This window comes from Mastigocoleus testarum BC008, from assembly GCF_001456025.1.
Classification (GTDB): Bacteria; Cyanobacteriota; Cyanobacteriia; order Cyanobacteriales; family Nostocaceae; genus Mastigocoleus; species Mastigocoleus testarum.
This window is the reverse complement of the sequence record NZ_LMTZ01000131.1, coordinates 24,221-43,960: the sequence shown is the minus strand read 5'-3', so window position 1 is coordinate 43,960 and position 19,740 is coordinate 24,221. Positions and strand designations below refer to the sequence as shown.

Annotated in this window: 15 protein-coding genes; 8 read left to right on the top strand and 7 right to left on the bottom strand. The window is 35.8% G+C overall.

What is annotated here, in order from left to right; all coding sequences use genetic code 11:
- Positions 1 to 314: 314 nt before the first annotated feature.
- Positions 315 to 1,529, top strand: a complete 1,215-nt coding sequence (locus BC008_RS34815) for an RNA-guided endonuclease InsQ/TnpB family protein (RefSeq protein ID WP_058184311.1) — start codon at positions 315 to 317, stop codon at positions 1,527 to 1,529.
- 27 nt (positions 1,530 to 1,556) lie between these two features.
- On the opposite strand, the gene BC008_RS34810 is transcribed toward BC008_RS34815, so the two are convergent.
- On the bottom strand, positions 1,557 to 2,570 hold the full coding sequence (locus BC008_RS34810; protein WP_027843098.1) for a zinc-dependent alcohol dehydrogenase family protein: 1,014 nt from the start codon (positions 2,568 to 2,570) through the stop codon (positions 1,557 to 1,559).
- A gap of 315 nt (positions 2,571 to 2,885) precedes the next feature.
- Here BC008_RS34810 and BC008_RS34805 point away from each other — a divergent pair, with 315 nt between their 5' ends.
- Positions 2,886 to 4,355, top strand: a complete 1,470-nt coding sequence (locus tag BC008_RS34805; RefSeq protein WP_058184297.1) for an efflux RND transporter periplasmic adaptor subunit — start codon at positions 2,886 to 2,888, stop codon at positions 4,353 to 4,355.
- A gap of 158 nt (positions 4,356 to 4,513) precedes the next feature.
- On the opposite strand, the gene BC008_RS49925 is transcribed toward BC008_RS34805, so the two are convergent.
- Positions 4,514 to 4,687 (bottom strand): hypothetical protein, encoded by a 174-nt coding sequence (locus BC008_RS49925; RefSeq protein WP_161938197.1) that lies wholly within the window; start codon positions 4,685 to 4,687, stop codon positions 4,514 to 4,516.
- 7 nt (positions 4,688 to 4,694) lie between these two features.
- On the opposite strand from BC008_RS49925, the gene BC008_RS34800 reads away from it, so the two are divergent.
- Positions 4,695 to 5,876: an ABC transporter permease gene (locus BC008_RS34800; protein ID WP_027843096.1), complete on the top strand. Its 1,182-nt coding sequence runs from the start codon at positions 4,695 to 4,697 to the stop codon at positions 5,874 to 5,876.
- Between the two features lie 95 nt (positions 5,877 to 5,971).
- Positions 5,972 to 7,855 (top strand): TolC family protein, encoded by a 1,884-nt coding sequence (locus BC008_RS34795; RefSeq protein WP_058184296.1) that lies wholly within the window; start codon positions 5,972 to 5,974, stop codon positions 7,853 to 7,855.
- A gap of 240 nt (positions 7,856 to 8,095) precedes the next feature.
- On the opposite strand, the gene BC008_RS34790 is transcribed toward BC008_RS34795, so the two are convergent.
- Together BC008_RS34790 and BC008_RS34785 are read right to left on the bottom strand one after the other, a co-directional pair.
- Positions 8,096 to 8,707: an HD domain-containing protein gene (locus tag BC008_RS34790; protein WP_027843095.1), complete on the bottom strand. Its 612-nt coding sequence runs from the start codon at positions 8,705 to 8,707 to the stop codon at positions 8,096 to 8,098.
- Positions 8,708 to 8,912: 205 nt separating this feature from the next.
- Positions 8,913 to 10,406, bottom strand: a complete 1,494-nt coding sequence (locus BC008_RS34785; protein ID WP_027843094.1) for a TIGR03985 family CRISPR-associated protein — start codon at positions 10,404 to 10,406, stop codon at positions 8,913 to 8,915.
- A 227-nt stretch (positions 10,407 to 10,633) separates the two neighbouring features.
- Here BC008_RS34785 and BC008_RS34780 point away from each other — a divergent pair, with 227 nt between their 5' ends.
- Complete coding sequence (locus BC008_RS34780) at positions 10,634 to 12,052, top strand: aldehyde dehydrogenase family protein (protein WP_027843093.1); 1,419 nt, start codon at positions 10,634 to 10,636, stop codon at positions 12,050 to 12,052.
- Between the two features lie 80 nt (positions 12,053 to 12,132).
- On the opposite strand, the gene BC008_RS50845 is transcribed toward BC008_RS34780, so the two are convergent.
- A complete protein-coding gene (locus BC008_RS50845) occupies positions 12,133 to 13,962 on the bottom strand; it encodes a TIGR04222 domain-containing membrane protein (protein ID WP_058184295.1) in 1,830 nt (609 codons plus the stop codon).
- Positions 13,963 to 14,816: 854 nt separating this feature from the next.
- Here BC008_RS50845 and BC008_RS34770 point away from each other — a divergent pair.
- A complete protein-coding gene (locus tag BC008_RS34770) occupies positions 14,817 to 15,707 on the top strand; it encodes an alpha/beta fold hydrolase (RefSeq protein WP_027843092.1) in 891 nt (296 codons plus the stop codon).
- A 38-nt stretch (positions 15,708 to 15,745) separates the two neighbouring features.
- Here BC008_RS34770 and BC008_RS34765 read toward each other — a convergent pair whose 3' ends face one another.
- Together BC008_RS34765 and pedR are read right to left on the bottom strand one after the other, a co-directional pair.
- Positions 15,746 to 16,411 carry a DUF6391 domain-containing protein gene (locus BC008_RS34765; protein WP_027843091.1) on the bottom strand — a complete coding sequence of 222 codons (666 nt, stop codon included), beginning with the start codon at positions 16,409 to 16,411 and terminating at the stop codon, positions 15,746 to 15,748.
- A gap of 635 nt (positions 16,412 to 17,046) precedes the next feature.
- A complete protein-coding gene (gene pedR, locus BC008_RS34760; RefSeq protein ID WP_027843090.1) occupies positions 17,047 to 17,343 on the bottom strand; it encodes a photosynthetic electron transport-dependent transcriptional regulator PedR in 297 nt (98 codons plus the stop codon).
- A gap of 360 nt (positions 17,344 to 17,703) precedes the next feature.
- Between pedR and BC008_RS34755 the strand changes: the two genes are divergently transcribed.
- Both BC008_RS34755 and BC008_RS34750 read left to right on the top strand, forming a co-directional pair.
- Positions 17,704 to 18,681 carry a carbohydrate kinase family protein gene (locus tag BC008_RS34755; protein WP_027843089.1) on the top strand — a complete coding sequence of 326 codons (978 nt, stop codon included), beginning with the start codon at positions 17,704 to 17,706 and terminating at the stop codon, positions 18,679 to 18,681.
- A 139-nt stretch (positions 18,682 to 18,820) separates the two neighbouring features.
- Entirely contained in the window at positions 18,821 to 19,717 is an 897-nt protein-coding gene (locus BC008_RS34750; RefSeq protein ID WP_027843088.1) for a HEAT repeat domain-containing protein, read from the top strand.
- Positions 19,718 to 19,740: the final 23 nt, after the last annotated feature.

The window sequence follows — 19,740 nt, the reverse complement described above, 5'->3', positions numbered from 1 at the left end:
AGCGCTGTACCTGATGTAACTGCAAATATGGAATCTCAGGTAAAAAATAAATTTAACTAACTCGCCGTAAGTCCCCCACTATATTTGTACTCAAATTAGTGGCGGGATATAAGGTGGTAAAAATGTTTGCACCTCCTGACTGTAGCTTGTTTTGGACTAGCTGAAAAAAGGAGGTAGCAAATATTTTTATAATTTCTCCGAATTTTCTTACTGGAAAGTGTATATGATAGTAAGAGGTCGATAGCGTAGCGTGACGAAGTCATAATTTAGGAGAAGTTTAGATGATCCGCGCAGCACCATCAAGCGCAGCGCAGATGAGACGTCAGGCCGTCAAGGTAAGGCTATACCCCACAGAGCAACAAGTTCAAATACTTGCACAACATTTTGGTTGCGCTCGTTGGTGGTGGAATTATGGATTGAATAAATGCATAGAGACTTACAAGGAGACTGGTAAAGGGCTGTCTCAGTCTGGACTAAATTCTATGCTGCCAAAGCTCAAAAAAGAAAAAGAAACTATTTGGTTGAGTGAGTGCTATTCGCAAGTTTTACAATCTGTAAGCCTCAATCTTAGCCGTGCTTACCAAAACTTTTTTGATGGTAGAGCAAAGTATCCTAGGTTCAAATCAAGACATCATCGTCAATCCATCCAGTATCCTGCGAATGTAAAACAAATTGGTAATGATTTGAAATTCCCTGGCAAGGTGGGTGTTGTTAAAGCCAAAATTCACCGAGAGTTGGACGGGAAAATCAAAACAGTTACTGTAAGTAAAAGTCCGTCTGGCAAGTATTATGCCTCTGTTTTACTGGAGCACGATGATGATAATCTAGCACCCAGTACAGACGGAAAAGTGATTGGGATTGATTTGGGAATTAAAGATTTTGCAATTACCAACGACGGCGAGAAAACTTCTAAATACGCCAATCCTAAACATTTAGCTAAGTATGAAAATAAATTAGCTAAAAAACAGCGTATTGCTGCGAGAAAGAAGAAAGGCAGTAACAGACGCAAAAAAGCTATGAAGACTGTAGCTAGGGTATATGAACGGGTTAGCAATGTCCGCCAAGACTTTCTACACAAACTGTCTAGAAAGATAGTTGATAACAATCAGGTTGTAGTAGTCGAAAATCTAAACGTCAAGGGCATGGTTCGTAACCACAAACTAGCAAAAGCAATATCTGATACAGGGTGGGGAACCTTTGTAAACTTCCTTGAATATAAGTGTGAGAAGGAAGGTAAGGTTTTACTTGAAATAAACCGATGGTTCCCCAGTTCTAAAACCTGCTCTAATTGTCATTACCAAATCAAAGAGTTACCACTTGATGTAAGGACTTGGATTTGTCCTAGTTGCGGTACTCATCATGATAGAGATGGCAATGCAGCAAAGAATATTAGAGCAGAAGGTATCAGAATGCTGTCCTCCTCTGGGACGGGGGAGGAAGAAGCCGCCAATGGAGAGGGAGTAAGACCAAAGCGCGGACGTAAGTCTAAACTGCGGCATTCCTCCGTGAAGTTGGAAGCCCACACCTAATCTGTACGACTATTGGTGTGTGGTAGTTCACTCTAATTTGATTACAACTTTGCCGAAATGAGCCCCACTTTTGAGATAGGAATAAGCTTCTTTAGCTTCTTCGAAGGGAAACACGCGATCGATAATAGGTTTGATTTTATGTAGTGAGATAGCCTGATTCATAGATTCAAACATATCTCTACTACCTACGTAAATACCTTGGATATTTAAATTCTTCATTATTACTGGTAAAGGATTCACTTCTGCCTTTGCACCAGCTAAAATCCCAATTAAACTAATTGTCCCACCTACACGTACTGCCTGCATTGACTTCGCTAAGGTTCCCGCACCACCCACTTCAATGACCCGATCTACTCCGTTACCTTCTGTAAGTTTATAGATTTCTTTATGCCATTCAGGTGTGGTTTTATAATTAATGATTACATCTGCACCTAATTCTTGGGCATGCTGTAACTTTTCGTCGCTACTGGAAGTAATAATTACCTCAGCACCATGAACTTTGGCAAATTGAAGCGCAAAAATTGATACTCCCCCAGTTCCAAGTAACAAAACCCGTTCGCCAGCAGTAATTTTACCCTGAGTCATCAGAGCATGCCAAGCTGTAACCGCTGCACAAGGTAAAGTTGCACCTTCCTCATAACTTAAATGGTCGGGTAATATAACTAAGCCATCTTCGTGTAAAGTAACATATTCTGCTAACATTCCATTGATATTACCTCCCAAACCAGATTTCAGCTTTTCTTTGGTAAGAGAACCATCAAGCCATTTTTGGAAGAAAATTCCTGCAACGCGATCGCCAACTTTAACTCGCGTCACACCTTCTCCAATTGCAACAACTTCCCCCGCACCATCGGATATGGGAATTAACGGATATTTAACCGTTGGACCATAACCCCCTTGAGCAACCACTAGATCGCGATAATTTAAAGCAGTTGCGCGGACTTTAATTAAAACTTGTCCGTAGGTAGGTTGTGGTTCAGGTTTTTCTACTAAAGACAAAGCATCAAGTCCGGTACCACTTTCAAATTGATATATTTTCATCGATTGATTTCTCCTTTGTAATATCAGCTTACTTACCTATTAATGCTTCAGTAGTCAGTAAATAATATCTAAGTAAATAGTTTTGTTAATACTCAATAAATTTATTGATAGATTTGTGAATAAATTTTTTCCTATCTTATCTGTATATCTCCCTCTCGGCTGAAGCTATTCAATCTATAGCTCAATAAAATCCTTGTATTATGTAAATACATGATTCAAGTAAAAATACTAACTGTAATGATCCAAATAGGGTCTAACCTATCTATTTCAAAGAAAATAGCAATAAATTAAAACTGTTTGAACCTAGTACGATATATGAATTTTGTTCGGATTATAACAAAAGGAAAAACTAAGTTTAAACCTGGGGTTAAATGGCTAACTTTGCTAGGAATTCCAATCATAATCAGTGTTGGAGGTTGGCTAGTTTACGTTCAGAATTTTAATAAATCTAGTGATGCGATCGCCGCACCTGTTACCAAAGTCAAACGAAGTAATGTTGAAGTTACCATTAATCAGGGTGGAACCCTGGAATTGGGAAATCAACAAAGCCTCAAAGCACCTGGGGAAGTAACTGTAGAAAAGGTACTAGTAAAGGTGAGAGATAGGGTCAAAGCAGGTCAACAATTATTAATTATCCGCGATAAAGAACAACAAAATAGCCTGGATAACAAAGATTTAGAAATTCGTAAGCAAGAAATAGCTGTAGTACGTAACCGCCAAAAAGTTATAGAAGCTCAAAAAAAGTTATCAGTTGCTCAAAAGGAACTTCAAGAACCAATAAAACAAGAATTGGAAATCGACAAACAAAACCTCACCCTCGCCCGCAATCGACAAAAAATTGCAGAAGCAAAGGAAAAATTAGCTATTGAAAAAAAGAAACTGAAAAATTTACAAGCCTTATCAGCCAGAGGTTTTATACCCCGTGATGAATTAGAAAGACAAGAAGCAACTATAAGAGGAAATAAAGTTGAATTAAGGGAGGCTGAATTTCAGGTGAAAACTAATATCATAGATCTGAAACGTCTGCAAACGGAGAAAGAGCGAGGAACGCAACTCAAACAAAGCGTCTTGGATGCGCAGTCTGCGTTGGAAGAAGCACGCTCGAGTGTTGATAGTAGTATCAGCGAACTAAAACGTCTACGAGTAGAACGCGATCTAAAAGCCCAAACACTCAAAAATAATATTGTGAGCGCGCCAATTGATGCCAAAATACTCAATATCAAAGTTAAAGATGGTAATGGTGTGAAACCTGGGGATATTTTACTTACCTTGGGTAATCCTGCAAAAGAAATAGTGAAACTTCAACTGGGAACATTAGATGCAGGAAAAGTCAGAGTTAATCAACCAGCTAGAATCAAAATCATTGGTCCCAACTCTGAAGAATTTACAGGAAAAGTTCAGAGTATACATCCTCAAGCTATTTCTTCTGAAAGTAGCGGTGGTGTTTCCAGTGGTGGTTCCTCCAGTCAAGCAAAAGTTCCTGCAACCGTAAAATTAGATAAACCCACTGGTAGTTTAATTCCTGGTAGCCAAGTAAGTGTAGAAATTGCCGTTCAACAACGAAAACAAGTAGTAGCTGTAAATTTGGAAGCAGTTGTGCGAAATGAAGGAAAACCTTTTGTTTGGGTTGTTGATAAGGAAGGAAAAGCGAGAAAGATAAATGTGACCCTTGGTTTGGAAGGAATAATTCAAGTGGAGGTGAAATCTGGTCTCAAAGTTGGAGATAAAATTATTACACCTACTCCAGATATTGCTTTGAAACCAGGAGTTTCAATAAAAGAGTAGAAATTGGGGTTTGGTCAATAATTATTTTATTTATCAATTTTCATTTTCTAGTGATATGTCTTTCAATATTTATTGAATGTCCTAATCTAACTATATATTGCTATAAATTATTAAAAATCAGGTGCATAAAAATTAGGTTTATGAAAAATATTGAAATATTAAAATTCAACCTCAAAATTAAATATCAAACTTAAATACCAATTCAAAATTAATAACTTCAAAACCTTAAATTTAAAATCTATAACTTCAAAATTCATAACTTCAAAACTCATAACTTCAAAACTCATAACTTCAAAACTCATAACTTCAAAACTCATAACTTCAAAATTCACAATAATTATGAGCCTATCAGCATTAGACTTAATTAATCTTACCTGTAAATCATTGCTCAGTAACCGTTTGCGTTCTACTTTGACAACTTTTGGTGTATTTATGGGCGTTGCTGCAGTTAATGCTTCACTGCAAGTAGGTACAGTTAGCCGAAATGTAATTGCTAAACAGTTATTAGAACAAGAGGCACCCCAAGTCAATGTTTCTCTCTATTCATTAGAAGGTAAACAACCAAAGTTAGAAGATATGGAGTATGCTCGACGACGGTTAACAAATGTCAAAGCAATTAGTGCTTCCGTTCAGATGGGATTTTATAACGAGGTTTTGTATCAAAGCGAAAAAGCTGAACCAACAATTTTAGCAGTTACTCAAGGCTTCGAGAACACTTCTGGTAGAAAACTTTTAAAAGGCCGTTTTTTTAATGAGGCTGATTTCATTAATTATAGACGAGTAACAGTAATCGATAAGTTTTTGGCAGAAAAACTTTTTCAAGAGGAAGAAGCAATTGGTAAAGTGATTTACCTTGGAGGAAATACGCCTTTCCGGGTGATTGGAATTACAGAAAATAAGATGGGAATCTTCGCTAATCCAAGAGGTAATTTATTTGCGACAATGTCAATTTACAGGGCTATAACAGGTGACGAAAAAATTAATAACATATCGATACGTCCGTACGATGAAAATAAAATGCAGGAATTAAAAGAACAAACAGAAACACTTTTTAAACAACGTTTTCCAGAAGTAAAAGATGTATATGTGTGGAGCAATATGGATTCTGTTGTCTTCCTGACAAACGTAGTAGATATTGCTTCTTTAGCATTAACCAGTCTTGCTATGATTTCCTTAATGATTTCTGGGGTTGGTATTGCTAATATAACTATTGCTGCAGTTGTTGAGCGAACATCTGAAATTGGTTTGAGAAGAGCAATTGGTGCAACTAAAATGGAAATTCAAATGCAATTTATTCTTGAGTCAATTATTTTAAGTTTAGCAGGGGGAATGCTTGCGATCGCTACAATTCATGGATTAACAGTGGTTATTACTAGTATATTTGCATTGCCATATCAGTTCGCCATTCAAAATGCCATATTATCTTTAGGCTCGGCTTTAATGGTTGGTATGGGTGCTTGTTATTTACCAGCGGTTCGTGCTAGCCAATTAGATCCAGTCAAAGCATTACGTGAAGCTTAGGTAATTGGTAATTAGTAACGGGTAGTAGATAGTTACTTTAATTATAGGAAAGTTCAAAGACAACTTTGATTATTATGTTGTTCTTGAGACAAGATATGATATTAGATAATTTTTATTTATTACAAAATAAAAAAATCCGCAGAGACGTAAAGCCTTATATCTCTGATTTTTTTATTACAACTACTTTTTTGACCTTAAATAGCATTATTATTTTGACCGTAACCATGGGTTCAGCCTTTGCTGATGTTCACGAAAATAAAATTAAATATCTATCTGAATATATATCTGAGAATATATCCGAAAATCTAGTTGAAGACAAATATTCACAACCATTATGCATAAATCTAGTGTGTGACCAATCCGAAAAAAATGTTTGGGTTGCAGATGCTTTAGTACCTGATGTGTTTAATAAGTACCCAGCAATTTTTCAAAGGACATTATCGGAGCAAGAACAATTTGATAATAATCTAAACGCATCACAGGATAAACCAAAAAAAGAAGGGAAAAAACCGAATGATTCGAGCCAAAATTTAAATAAACCACAACTTACAAGAACACAGATTAATACATCAAATCCAGAGCGAAAAAAACTTAATACAGAAAAAAATAATCTCAGAAAACAACAACAAGAAAAAGAAATTAGACTTTCACTTTCCGATGTTGTCTTTTTAGTAGTAGCTAATAATACTGATATCAAAAATGCTTATCTAAATAGGATCGCTGAAAAAGAAGATTTAGCAGTAGAAGAAGATAAATTCGTTCCCAACTTGACACCAACATTTTCATTGTCACTCGATGGACTAGGAGGAAATACAAATTCAAATTCTACAGGGAGAGCAGGAGCGCAAGTCGAAGTGAGAGTCCCCACAGGGGCTACTTTAAACTTTAATTGGGAGGGTAATGCTGAAATTTCAGGTGAAAATAATTTGAGTAGTGGGACAAATGATGATTTTTTTCGCCAAAGTTTTCAAGTTGATATAAACCAACCAATACTTCGAGGTGCTGGGACAAAAGTTAACAGAGCTTCAGTCAAAATAGCTCGCTTGCAAGAACAAGAAAATATTATTAACTTAAAATCTACATTAATTAATACTATTACCAATTCGATTATTGCTTATCGTAATCTTCTTCAAGCACAAGAACGGGTAAAAATCCAACAACTTACTTTGAAAAATGCTCAAGAATCATTGGAAGTTACTCAAGCTTTAATTGATGCGGGTAGAAGAGCACCTGTTGACATAATTCAAAATGAAGCAAATGTTGCTCGTATTCGAGTTAATTTATTAAATGCTGAAAATCAACTAGAGTCAAGAAAAGTTGCTTTGCTAACTATTCTGGATATAGATAAAAATACTAAGATAGTGGCAGAAGGTATACCTCCCGTGAAACCAACTGTACTTAACTTAAATAAACTTAGAGAAACAGCATTAGCAAATAGACCAAGTTATCTAATCTCTAAGATAGATGTATCTCAAAATAAACTGCAGCTATTAGAAGCAAAAGATCGAAGACGTTGGAATTTAAGCTTAACTGCTAGTTTGAGAAACGAAACCGATCAAGAATCAGATGCAAGAGCGGGATTATCTCTCAGTCGAACAATTGGGGATTTAAGTTTAAAACAACAATTTGAACGGGCGCGTGTCAACTTGTTACAATCAGAAAATTCTTTGCAAAATAACCTTGCAGATCTAGATTTAGGGTTACAAGATAGAATCCGAGAGGTTAATTTAAGTTTTTCCCAATTAGAACTTGCACAAAATTCAACTCGTTTGTCTCAACAACAACTTGAAATTGAAGAAGAAAGAAGAAGATTAGGTAGAGATGTAACAATTCTAGATTTAATTCGCCTCCAAGAAGATCTTGCACAAGCAAGAGTTGACGAATTAGATGCAACTATTGGATATCTGAATGCTTTAACAAATTTAGACCTATTTTTAGGTACAACATTGCAAACTTGGAATATTGAGATTAGGGACTAATAGCGCTGCGCGTGAGTAAAAAGTAAAAAGTAAAAAGTAAAAAGTATTGTATTCTCTGGCTTTTAAGTTTTATAAGTACCTAGACAAAATTAATTGTGCAATAATTTTCTTATTATGTCAGGTTTAGTGACTTAGATTATATACAAATAATTCTGTCCAACTACTTAAATGGTTGCTTTATTTCTGCCCTACTTACTTTACTAGGTTAGGAATTAGAAATTAGAAATTAGGAATTAGGAGTTAGGAATTAGCTTTAGTCTCTTTTGTTACTGACTCAAACTCATTAACAACCCGATTTAATTCCTGTACCAACCAAGAATCTGCATCAGTTTCCAAAAATATTTCTAATAAACTCCGGTAATACCACAAACTTCCCGACTTACCACCTTTAAACTTATCCCAAGTAACTTCCCCATACATAAATAAATCTCTCAAAATACTGCGCGCATTGTGTAACTTATCTGCTAAAACTACCCTACGAACTGAACTTGAAGCATGATGCATTCTTTCAATAAATTGCTCTTTGCGTTCTTGCCAAGGTGGTTTTGGTATGGTGTCTGCATCTGTGCAACCATCTACAATCTCAGTGACTCTTTGACCGAACATACTTAAAATTACTTCGCGGGTTGCTTTTCCCCCTTGGTCTTCCACCGCATCATGTAATAAAGCTGCGATCGCTTCATCTTCATCACCTCCATTTTCTATTACCAAAGCTGCAACACTTAAGAGATGACTAATATAAGGTATATTGCCTGACTTTCTAGTTTGTTTGTGGTGCAATTTATGCGCATAGACCAAAGCTTGTTCAAAACGATCGGTTAATTTTGGTGTTTCTGTCACGTTCAAATCCATAAATTTAACTCCATGTGTTCTAATAGAATTATTTACGACGATGTTCTTTCAATTGCTTATCTAACAGTATTCTGATATTTAGAAATGCAGGACTGTTAATTCCGGGATTAGAGTTTTTATGTAAATTAAAATCAATATTTTATCTTTTATTTTCTCTCTTCTATTCCTTTTTAATATCTCTAACTAATTAAAAAAAATCAAACTCCTATATATAAAGTTTATAATTTGCTTCCATCTCTGCTTTCATCCGCTGTCGTAAATCCCAGGGTAAAATTACTTCGACCTTTGCTCCCCAGGCTCGTAAACGCATAACAATATTATTATCATTGATGCGATAAAATACTTTGCAGTAAATGTCTTCAGGAGAACGAGAATTTACTGTTGAAATTAGATTTTTCTGTTCTATCAATGTTAATTTCTGGCAAGACTTGATGTTTTTTTCCACTTGTTGATGGGAAATTTTTTTGAACATTTCATCCCGTTCTGTACCCTTGATATAATTACCATAAAAATATTTTTCAAACCTTAATATGAGTAGTTCCTGCTGTTTATAAATATCAAACCCCCAAGCATCTGACATTTTATTTTTAATTTCATCGGGGCTAGGTGGGTTATTACCATAACATTTACCTATAAAATCTTGAGGAATTTTTGTATGAATTACATTTTTTGGTATTTTACTGAGTTTGATAATTCGGTCTAGTCGATAATCGTACCAATCAATTTTATCCCAACTATTTTTGCTCTCCTGTTGGGGAATTTGACCGTAAGCAAATAAATAAGGTGCGCGTTTATAATAGTAAATGCAAACTGGATAAACAATGCAATTGACAGTTTTTTGATATAGTTTTGCACTCTGATATTTCAACTTTACCAATGGGACCTGATTTTGTTCCCAAATATTTTTTAAGCATTTTTGTAATGATTCAACGCGGTCATATAGCTTAGGATGAATTATATATTCTGTATGAATAAAAAATCTTTGAATACCATTAATTGGTTGTGACAATGAATTATTGAAAGCGGATAATTCCTCATTGGTGAATTTTTCTGATAGAGTTTTGATATTTTCTAAATTAGTTAAAAATAGTTCTGGAAATTTATCTATTTTAAAATAAGTATCACTATCGTCTATTTTTTTTCTTTGTAACCAGCCTAAATTTACTAATGACTGAAAATCATGGTCTTTTAAGTTACGACCAGTGACAGCAAATAAACGTCCATCAGGTAAAAATCTGGAAAAGTTATGGGATTTTTGGCTATCAGTATCGGCTGATTGATTACTTCGAGGGTGACTGCTATTAATAATTCCATTCAATAGTAAATTTTCTAACTCATCGGATTGAACGGAGTAATACTTCTGGAATGACTTGCACCATTTAGTTTTTTTTATACTTAAATTGGAGCCAAACAACCACTCAGATAATTTGGTAGCACAGCGACAATTTGGATTGTGTAAAATGGGAATACAATCCCGTGCATGATGCTTTTTTGTCTCCAAAAAAAACAAATTGCGCCATTCGAGAAAGGTAAAATTATTTCCTAAGTTTAATTTGACTTCATCGGTATCACTTCCGTAAATCGAACGTAAAATAACCCACAACCTTACAGCTTTAGCTAAATTCTGCTTTAAAGAACCCGGCGTTAGTAACTTTAAAACTTCCACACTAGGGGAATAGTTAAAAATTTCTTGTTTCACCCTGCATTCCAGATCTTATGATTTGATGTTTCTAGGTTAGCAGCAGGTGGGAAAATGCCTATTCCAGAATACTGAATTGACTTCACATTATACGTAGGAGATATTTTCACACAACATGAGTAGACAGTAATATAAAAATTCTATCAACCAAAAAATTTTGTTTTTATCAATATTTATGCCGAAACTACCAATCGCAAGAGTAAAACTGGAGGTTGATTAACTAAATTATGTCCAGACCTATTGAAGTTCGCAATCCCCGTAATGGTAAGTTTGATTACGTAATTATACCTCCGCCAGAAAGACTTTTAGTACAAAAGTGCAATCGTTTGCGTAGAGCCCAGAAAAATTGGCAGGAAATAGGTTTGGAGATCAGAATTGCAGCTTTACAAGAATGGAAACAAGCTATAATCTCGACTAAAGATAAGTTAAGCGAAGCTCTAGTTGCTGATACTGGAAGCTGGGTAGTTTCCCAATTAGAAATAAATTCTTTTCTGGCGAGTATCGATTACTGGTGTAAATTTGCATATAAAACCTTGCGTTCTCCTCGGCAAGAAACAAATATTCGCTTCATTCAATTGGAACAGACAGGGGTACCTTATCAATTGGTAGGGGTAATTTCTCCTTATAGTTGTCCGTTGATGCTATCTACCATTGATACAATTCCAGCACTACTTGCAGGTTGTGCGGTAATTGTTAAACCGAGTGAAATCACACCCCGGTTCATGTCACCTCTGTTAGCTGCACTCAACACCATACCGATATTGCGGGATGTCCTAAATTTTGTTGAGGGAGGTAGAGACACCGGAACTGTTTTAATTGAATGTGTTGATTTTATATGCTTTACAGGAAATGCAAGCACGGGTTTAGAAGTCGCAACATCTGCGAACAAACAATTTATTCCTGCTTGTTTAGAATTGGGTGGGAAAAATCCGGCAATTATTTTGGAGTCTGCAGATCTGGACTTAACAACCTCAGCAGTTTTATGGGGTTCAGTTTTCAATAGCGGACAGTCTTGTCATTGTTTGGAAAGAATTTATGTTGCCGAACCGATTTATGATAAGTTTTACCATCAATTGGTAGCTAAAGCATATCGTTTGAAATTTTCTCACCCCGAACTTTCTGATGGAGATATTGGACCAATCGTTGCGGAAAAACAAGCTGTAATCATTGAGGAGCATTTACAAGATGCGATTGATAAGGGTGCAGTCATCCATTGCGGGGGTGAAGTTGAAGAATTAGGTGGAGGTTGGTGGTGTCATCCGACAGTTATTACTGGGGTGAATCATTCCATGAAAATCATGACAGAAGAAACTTTTGGTCCAATAATACCGGTAATGTCTTTTTCACAAGTTACGGAAGCGATCAATTTAGCCAATGATTCTCTTTATGGACTCAGCGGAGCGGTATTTGCAGCAACAGAAGCTGAAGCCATAGAAGTTGCCGAAAAATTAAACCTTAGTGCTGTTAGTATCAATGATGCAGCTTTAAATATCATTATTCAAGAAGGAGAACAAAACCCTTTTAGATTTTCGGGTATGGGTAGTTCCCGCACTGGATTCACGGCGATACAACGCTTCCTACGCAAAAAAACACTGTTTGTTAAAACCAAGTCAGTTGAAAATTCTTGGTGGTTTAATGGTCGTTAGGGATTCTTGAATTATCGTTCATAGGATACACTTCTTTTATTCCCATTGAAAGGGCTGGTTCCAGTGATTTTTGTGAGGTTTTAACCACCACCACCACCACCACCGCCAACGCCACCGCAGCCACCACCGCCACCACCACCAATGCCACCGCAGCTACCACCACCACCAACGCCACCGCAGCCGCCACCGCCACCACCGCCGCCAACGCTACTGCCACCGCCACCACCACTACTACTTGTGTAAGAAGGAGGACTCCAGGTGAGTGCTGTATAAATCATTCCAGTAGGAATAATCCTTAAACCAAATAAGGCAAAGCTTAAGGAAATATTAGATGAATTTACGGTGTGGGGATTTTGTTTTTGCAGTTTTTTCAGTACATAATTTCCATACTTACTTCGATGGAGTGAAGATTGAAAAGAGCCAATTATTGGTATTAGTAATAATATTGGGTATAGCATCAATAATATAGTAAGACTTAAAAAGCTTGAGTATACGATAATATTCCATGAAAATGTGAATAAAACAGACAATGAGAAGATGAATAAAATAAAAAATAAGATTATATAAGATAAAAGTACATACGATAAAACCTGTATAAACGAGTCAATGAATAACTTAATTAGCACAAATACATTGACTTCATCTTCAATTGAATTTAATCCAGATTTGTGAAAGTAAGAGTGAATTATTAGTAAGTTTAGTAATATGATAAAAACTGGCGGCATATTACCAATTAAAATCATTTTAAATAACATTGCAGTCGCAACTAATATGATAGGAGCAGCACCAATTAATCGAAGCTTCGTTGACTCCTGTTGGGTTAAAACTAATTCTTTTTCCTGTAAACTGCTTCTAAGTTGTTTAATATTAATGTCTAAATTATGACGGGATCTATTGTGAATTTTTGAGTACAATTTTTGAGTAAAATAGGAGGCTTGATTGTTTTCACTCTGTATATCAGATTTAAAAAAATTTCCTCTAATGGAATCGAAAGTAACCCTTCCTGAATGCATCAATTTGATAATTGCTAAATCAATTACTCGCTTTTTTTTTCCTGCAAGATAAGCAATTTCGTAGTCATTAAGTGATGGTAATTTATTAGAACTTCGAGGTGTACTATCAAGTCTTTTACGCAAAAAATTACCTATTAAAATAGCAGGAATATACATTATCATTACAGCACCCCAATCTGCCTTCTTTTTAGATGAAGTTATAGGAGTACTATTTAGAGGAGATGAACTCTCTGAATAAACATTAGATACATTTAAGATACCCTTGGGAAAAGTAATTTGAACTTCTAATTCTGTTTGGGGTGGTAATTCTTTTTTTGCTGTGAATTCAATGGTTTTATTATCTATTTTTTTGATTTCGCTTGATACACCAAAACTTTGATATTCTAAGATTTTTCCTGCTAAATCTTTGGGAAAGGTTACGGTGACTCGACTTTTTTTAATTAGAGAACTTCTTTCCGGAAAAATCGCTTTCCAGTAAACTTGAAGATTATCTCCTGATTCTTGTAATCCTCCAACTACTCGATATTTGATAACAAAAGTATGACTTTCGGGTGGATTCAGTGGATATTCCCAGCGTATCCAAAATTGATTATTTTCAATACCTGTGTCCGATGAAATAATTTCATTATTTTTGGAAACAGAGACATTAGTTATTTCTTTAACTTTATCTAAAGGTATATAGCGATAGCGTTGATTTTTGTGATTGCTTGTAAATGTATATTTTTGAGTTTCGGTAACTAACATATCACCATTATTTTCAATTACAATATCAACGTTAATAAATTCCCAAAAAAATGGTATTGCTTGAGCGTTAATATGGTTAACTGAAACATTCAGAGTTAGGAATAGAGCGCTAATAAAGATAAAAAATCGTTGAATTATTTTTGTTAATTTCATTATAGTTTTTTATACTTTTAGATATTTCAGGCAAATTACAGAGCTAATGCATCGCTTTTGCTCAACTATATGGTTACCCTGAATAAAAACTCTTTATAATAATTATCTGGAGAATATTTAATAGTTTACGTGAATATGCATTTTCTAATTACTATTAGCAACAAAACACGAATTGTTAAGCTTACATATTGCACCAATAAAAATTGATGTCATTGTATTACTCAGTAAAAAGCTAAAAATCTTAATTTATCAATGAAGACTAATAAAAATTAGGTAGCTTTACTACATATATTTTGACACTTAACGGATTTATACGGAGAGGTGCAAGATATCAGTAAGGTATATCTCCAAAAAATAAAATGTCATGTCCTTAAGTTCCCAAATACATTTCTTGGACGCGTGGCTATCGCCACGAACGTAAAACCAATAACTTTTGGACATTTTATTTTTGTAAGTCCCTAAGCAGTAATACCCTGAAATATCTCAGTATAAAAACATTTACAATGAAATAATATGCTCTATTAATACATTACTTTAACTATTTTTGATAGATAAATTAATAATTTTAGGATTGGTATTAAGTGATTCAAATTCATAAAAAATGTTGTTTAAAAACTCGGCTTTAAACAATTGTAATTTTTATTTTTATGAATTATATAAGATTGGGATATCTGATATATTAGCGTTGCATAAGTATGTAACGAAAAGTTAACGAGGAGGTTTAGAGGTAAATTTCATACCTTCTATACGATATTTAGAAAAAATTTCATATCATCCCGCAATGATGCAACGTCCATTTTTTTCTCTATTATTTGGTTTCTGCTCTGGGGTTAATTAACGCTAAACTTGATCTTATGTTTCCTAGTTTTCTTCCCCCAAATACCGAGCAATTGACAGAATCAACTTCAATTGCTTTAGCCCAGAATATTAAACAAATCCGCGTACCCACACCTTTAAGTGAGGAATCCATTCTTACATCCTATATTTGCCAAGGTAGCGGTGGAATACCCATTCTGCTAATTCACGGATTTGATAGTTCTATATTTGAATTTAGACGTTTATTACCAAAATTATCCCTAGAATATGAAACTTGGGCTGTAGATATATTAGGTTTTGGTTTTACAAGTAGAATCCCAAATATAAAATTTAGTCCCAAAACTATTAAAGTTCACCTTTATCATTTTTGGAAAACCTTAATTAACCAACCTGTAATTTTAGTTGGCGCTTCAATGGGAGGTGCAGCAGCAATAGATTTTACTCTCACCTATCCTGAAGTAGTGAAAAAACTAGTATTAATAGATAGTGCAGGTATTGCAGGTGGTTCGCCATTAAGTAAACTCATGTTTCCACCTTTAGGTTACTTAGCCACGGAGTTTTTACGAAACCCAAAAGTACGCCAAAATATCAGTCGTGCGGCTTATAAAAACAAAAGTTTTGCTTCTGCCGATGCGCAAGCATGTGCTGCATTACACCTAGGAATGCCAAACTGGAGTCAAGCTTTAATTTCCTTTACTAAAAGTGGTGGTTATAGTTCTTTCCGAAAAGAATTATCAAAAATCGAACAGCCCACACTAATATTGTGGGGTGATTCCGATCAAATTTTGGGGACTGCTGACGCGAAAAAGTTTCAAACTAGTATCAAAAATAATCAACTTGTCTGGATTGAAGATAGCGGTCATGTACCCCACTTAGAACAACCAGAAACTACAGCTCGGTGTATTTTGGAGTGGATTACCGGAGATTAGGAAAAAATTATGTATAAATATCGAAATTAACTCTTTTTTTAGTCCATTTGATCGCGCCAACATACTTTCACAAAATGAGCTGCTCTGCCACAATTATCCCGAGTGCGAATCACGCTTTCAATTTCCAAGTTAAAAGGAATCGCGGTAGTAAGATATTTTTGTGCTAACAAGCCAAGCTCAGGAGCTATTTCTGAAGCTGTTGTTGTTGCTATTCCCAAACCAATAAGTTGCTCAATCGGTCCTCTTGGTAACAAAAAATGCATCCCTACTGCAAATCCTGCAGTTACTAGCATTGTTACTGAAATATTTGTACTGCAACGGGGATGGACAGCTAAATTTGATTCTCCATTAGTTAATCTATGTAAAGCAAGTTTTGCAGCACGCCTCAGACTACCGATTGTCACATCTCCATAAAGATAAAATCCTTGCTCTGTAGACAAACCACCCAAGAGTTCGTTGTCTTCTGTTTTAAGTTCATTTGAACTGGATTCAGGATTATATAATTTATCTGCTTGACTTAGAATCCAAACAGTTCCATGTTCCAAAGCATGAACTTGACGTAACATGACAATTTCTTTCAATCCTGGAATAAATGAGAGATGCTCGACGAGATCGGCATCCTGGGATTTTGATGTTGTAACAAAATCAAGATTGAGAAAATTAAAGCTAGAGAAATCACCATCGGTAAAAGCAGAGGTATTCATAGCCGAATTGCTGCCCAATTGCAAATGGAGCAATATAGATTACTTTCCAATGTAGCGCTTAAGTTAATGGAATATTGCTAATTTTTGTTGATTCTTTTTGTTAATTCTTTGTGATGGTTTTCAAGTAGCAATAAAAAATAGATTTAATTTTTAGTGGTTAATTTATGTGAAGATTTCAGCAAATTTCTGAAAATAAGCTTCGGAGATAAATTTTGGGAATAAATTCTGAGAATAAATCCTGAAAATGAACTTTGGAAATAGATTTTGAAAATAAATCCTGAAAATAAGCTTTGGGAATGAATTCTGGGAATCAATTCTGAACGTGTAGAGACGTAATATATGACGTAATATATTACGTCTCTGTACTCTCCTGGGCTTACGCAGTACAGGACTCAATCAAAAAAAATAAACACTGTGTGAGGCAAAAAACGATTGCCTCAAGTGAAAGTTTCTCACTTTTAATGAGGCGTGAGGAGAAGAACTATCGGCAACTACTGAAAATGGCACAGGTATTTGACTGGCAATTCGCGGAAAAATCAGAGTTAAATAAACTGAGCCATTTACTAGTAGATGCGCTATGAATAACGCAAAAACACCCCAAAAATTAAGGTCTAGGATTTAGCAAAAATAAAAATCTAGGATTTAGATTTAATTCCCAGCTGTTGTTGTTCGCTGGATTGCTTGGGAAGAGAACAGCAATTCACATCATTCAGACATACTTTACCCCATTGCAGAGCCCAACGGACGAGTGCGACTCGGTTATCGGTACCTGTCTTGGTTAAAATATTGCTGATGTGGTTATCTACTGTACGTTTACTTATTTCGAGTTTACCTGCAATTTCTTGGTTAGTTAAGCCAGCAGCCACTAATTCGATGATTTGCAGTTCTCGGTCTGACAGACTAACAGGGGCCTGAGACTCGCCACCAGCCATGAGTATCTGTTCCTCCGTTGGTATATTTACTCAAATGCTCTTATTCATTCTAAAAGATTCTTTTGGTGGTGGAGGTTTCAAGTGTTAGCAGTAATACGATAATAATAATTTATTTGTTTAGTTCGTTAGCGGTAATACTGTTTATAAAGGACAAGTGTTTTTTGTTATTCAATCGTAAATCGAAAATGTTCAAAGCAAACTTACTAAATCTTATTACATAAAGCAAAAAGAGTTCGCGAACGTAGGAAATTATGCTATTTAATTGTATGAACTGTATGGACTATAGCCAAAATAAGCAGTTAAATTAGTGTAGATTTCATACAGTAAATTTATACCCAAAAACAAAAATCATCAGACGAAATGAGCAATTCCCATGTTTTATGTTTAGGTGAAGTTTTGTTCGATTGTCTTGCAGATCAATTGGGACGAAAACTTGAAGAAGTAGAATCTTGGACCCCTTATCCTGGTGGAGCTCCGGCTAACGTTGCTTGTGCTTTAGTTAAGTTGGGGACTTCAGCAGGATTTGTTGGTGCTGTGGGAAAAGACCAAGCAGGTAATGAATTGGTCCAGTTATTAAGGGAAGTGGGTGTAGACACAACTGGGGTTAAATATCATCCCAGCGCTCCCACTAGACAAGTTTATGTTGTACGTTCCACAGCAGGCGATCGCCATTTTGCTGGCTTTGGTGAGTATGACACAGCTGAATTTGCTGACACCCACCTCAAGAGTTCGGAAATGCCCATTTCTCTATTTGAGGCGGCAGATTTTTTGGTTTTGGGTACTTTGGAGTTAGCTTATCCTGAAAGCGGTCAGGCTGTTCATCGTGCCTTAGAATTAGCAGCACAATACGATGTGAAAGTTATTGTTGATGTTAATTGGCGTCCTGTATTCTGGAAAAATCCCGATCTGGCACCAGAAATAATTCGACAAATCTTAAAACAAGTTGATTTTCTCAAGCTTTCTAAAGAAGAGGCTGAATGGCTATTTAATACTACCGATCCCGGTGCAATTACCTATAGAGTTGACGGGGTTGAAGGAGTACTAGTAACTGATGGAGAAAACGGTTGTGCCTATTGTCTGAGTGAGAACGAAGGGAAAATGCCTGCGTTTAGCATACCTGTGGTTGATACAACCGGTGCAGGAGATAGCTTTTTAGCTGGTTTTATTCATCAGTTAGCAAAACAAGGGATTAAAAGCTTAGGTAATGGAGAAACTGCAAAAAATATTGTTACCTACGCCAGCGCTGTTGGTGCTTTAACTACCACCAAAGCAGGTGCGATCGCATCTCAACCAACTGCAGAAGAAGTAGAAACTTTTTTAAATTCCCACAAGTCTTAATTTTTTAGGTTTTTAATCTTTTGGATTGGTAATCTTTGAAATTTTAATCTTTGAGTTCTTAATTTCTTAAGTTCCAGCTTTACAATTATTCACTTTTCCCTTTCTTCTTTCCCGATCCTAATTTCAGATCGCCAAACTCATGAAAGCAAATCTAAATTCCCGCTACAGTTTTTTTGCAAGAAGTAGTTTGCGAACTATTGCTTACCTTCAGGTGATGATTTTATGCGTTATCTCGCCTTTAGTTGTCACCAGTATTACTATTGCTCAACAAAACAAGCAATCAGCAGGTTCATATATTCAACAATTAAAAACAGCTGACGAGGAACAACGTTCGGGATTAATAGAATCATTAGCAGGTTTGGGTAGTTCGGCTGTTCCAGATTTGATGAATGCTTTACAAGATAAAGATCCTGCAATACGTAAGAGTGCTGCAATTGCTTTAGGTAAAATTGGTAAAGATGCTAATGCTGCAGTACCCGCTTTGAAAAAAGTCTTGGATGACAAAGATTTTCAAGTGCGATCCAGCGCAATGCAAGCTCTAAGCTCCATCGACAGAAAAGTTATTGTTCCTTTCTTAATTAGTGAGTTATCAACTGGAGAAGCATGGGAGCGCTATAGTGCAACTCATGCACTACGTACATTTGGTAAAGAGGCTGTTGCTGCAGTCCCAGCACTGATAAAAACCATCAAAGAAGATGAAGATAGTTGGGTGAGAACCAGCGCAGCAAGTGCTTTGGGTACTATTGGAAAAGACGCCCATACCGCCATACCTATTTTGATTAAAAGTTTAGAGGATGGGAATGAAACCGTACGTTACGGTGCTGCTTATGCTTTGGGTAACATTGGTGAGAGTTTTTACGAGCATATAAATCAGCTTTCACCCCAAGAAATTAGTGGAGCCACGTCCAGTCTGGAAAAAGCTTTACAAATCATGAAGAATTCCCAAGGGAAATTTCGCCCAGAAGCGATCGCATCAGTGAACGATCCGCTACTACTTCTGAAAAAAGCACAGCAGTCTCGTTCGCAAAAACAATAATAAATACAAGTAATAAGTATTAA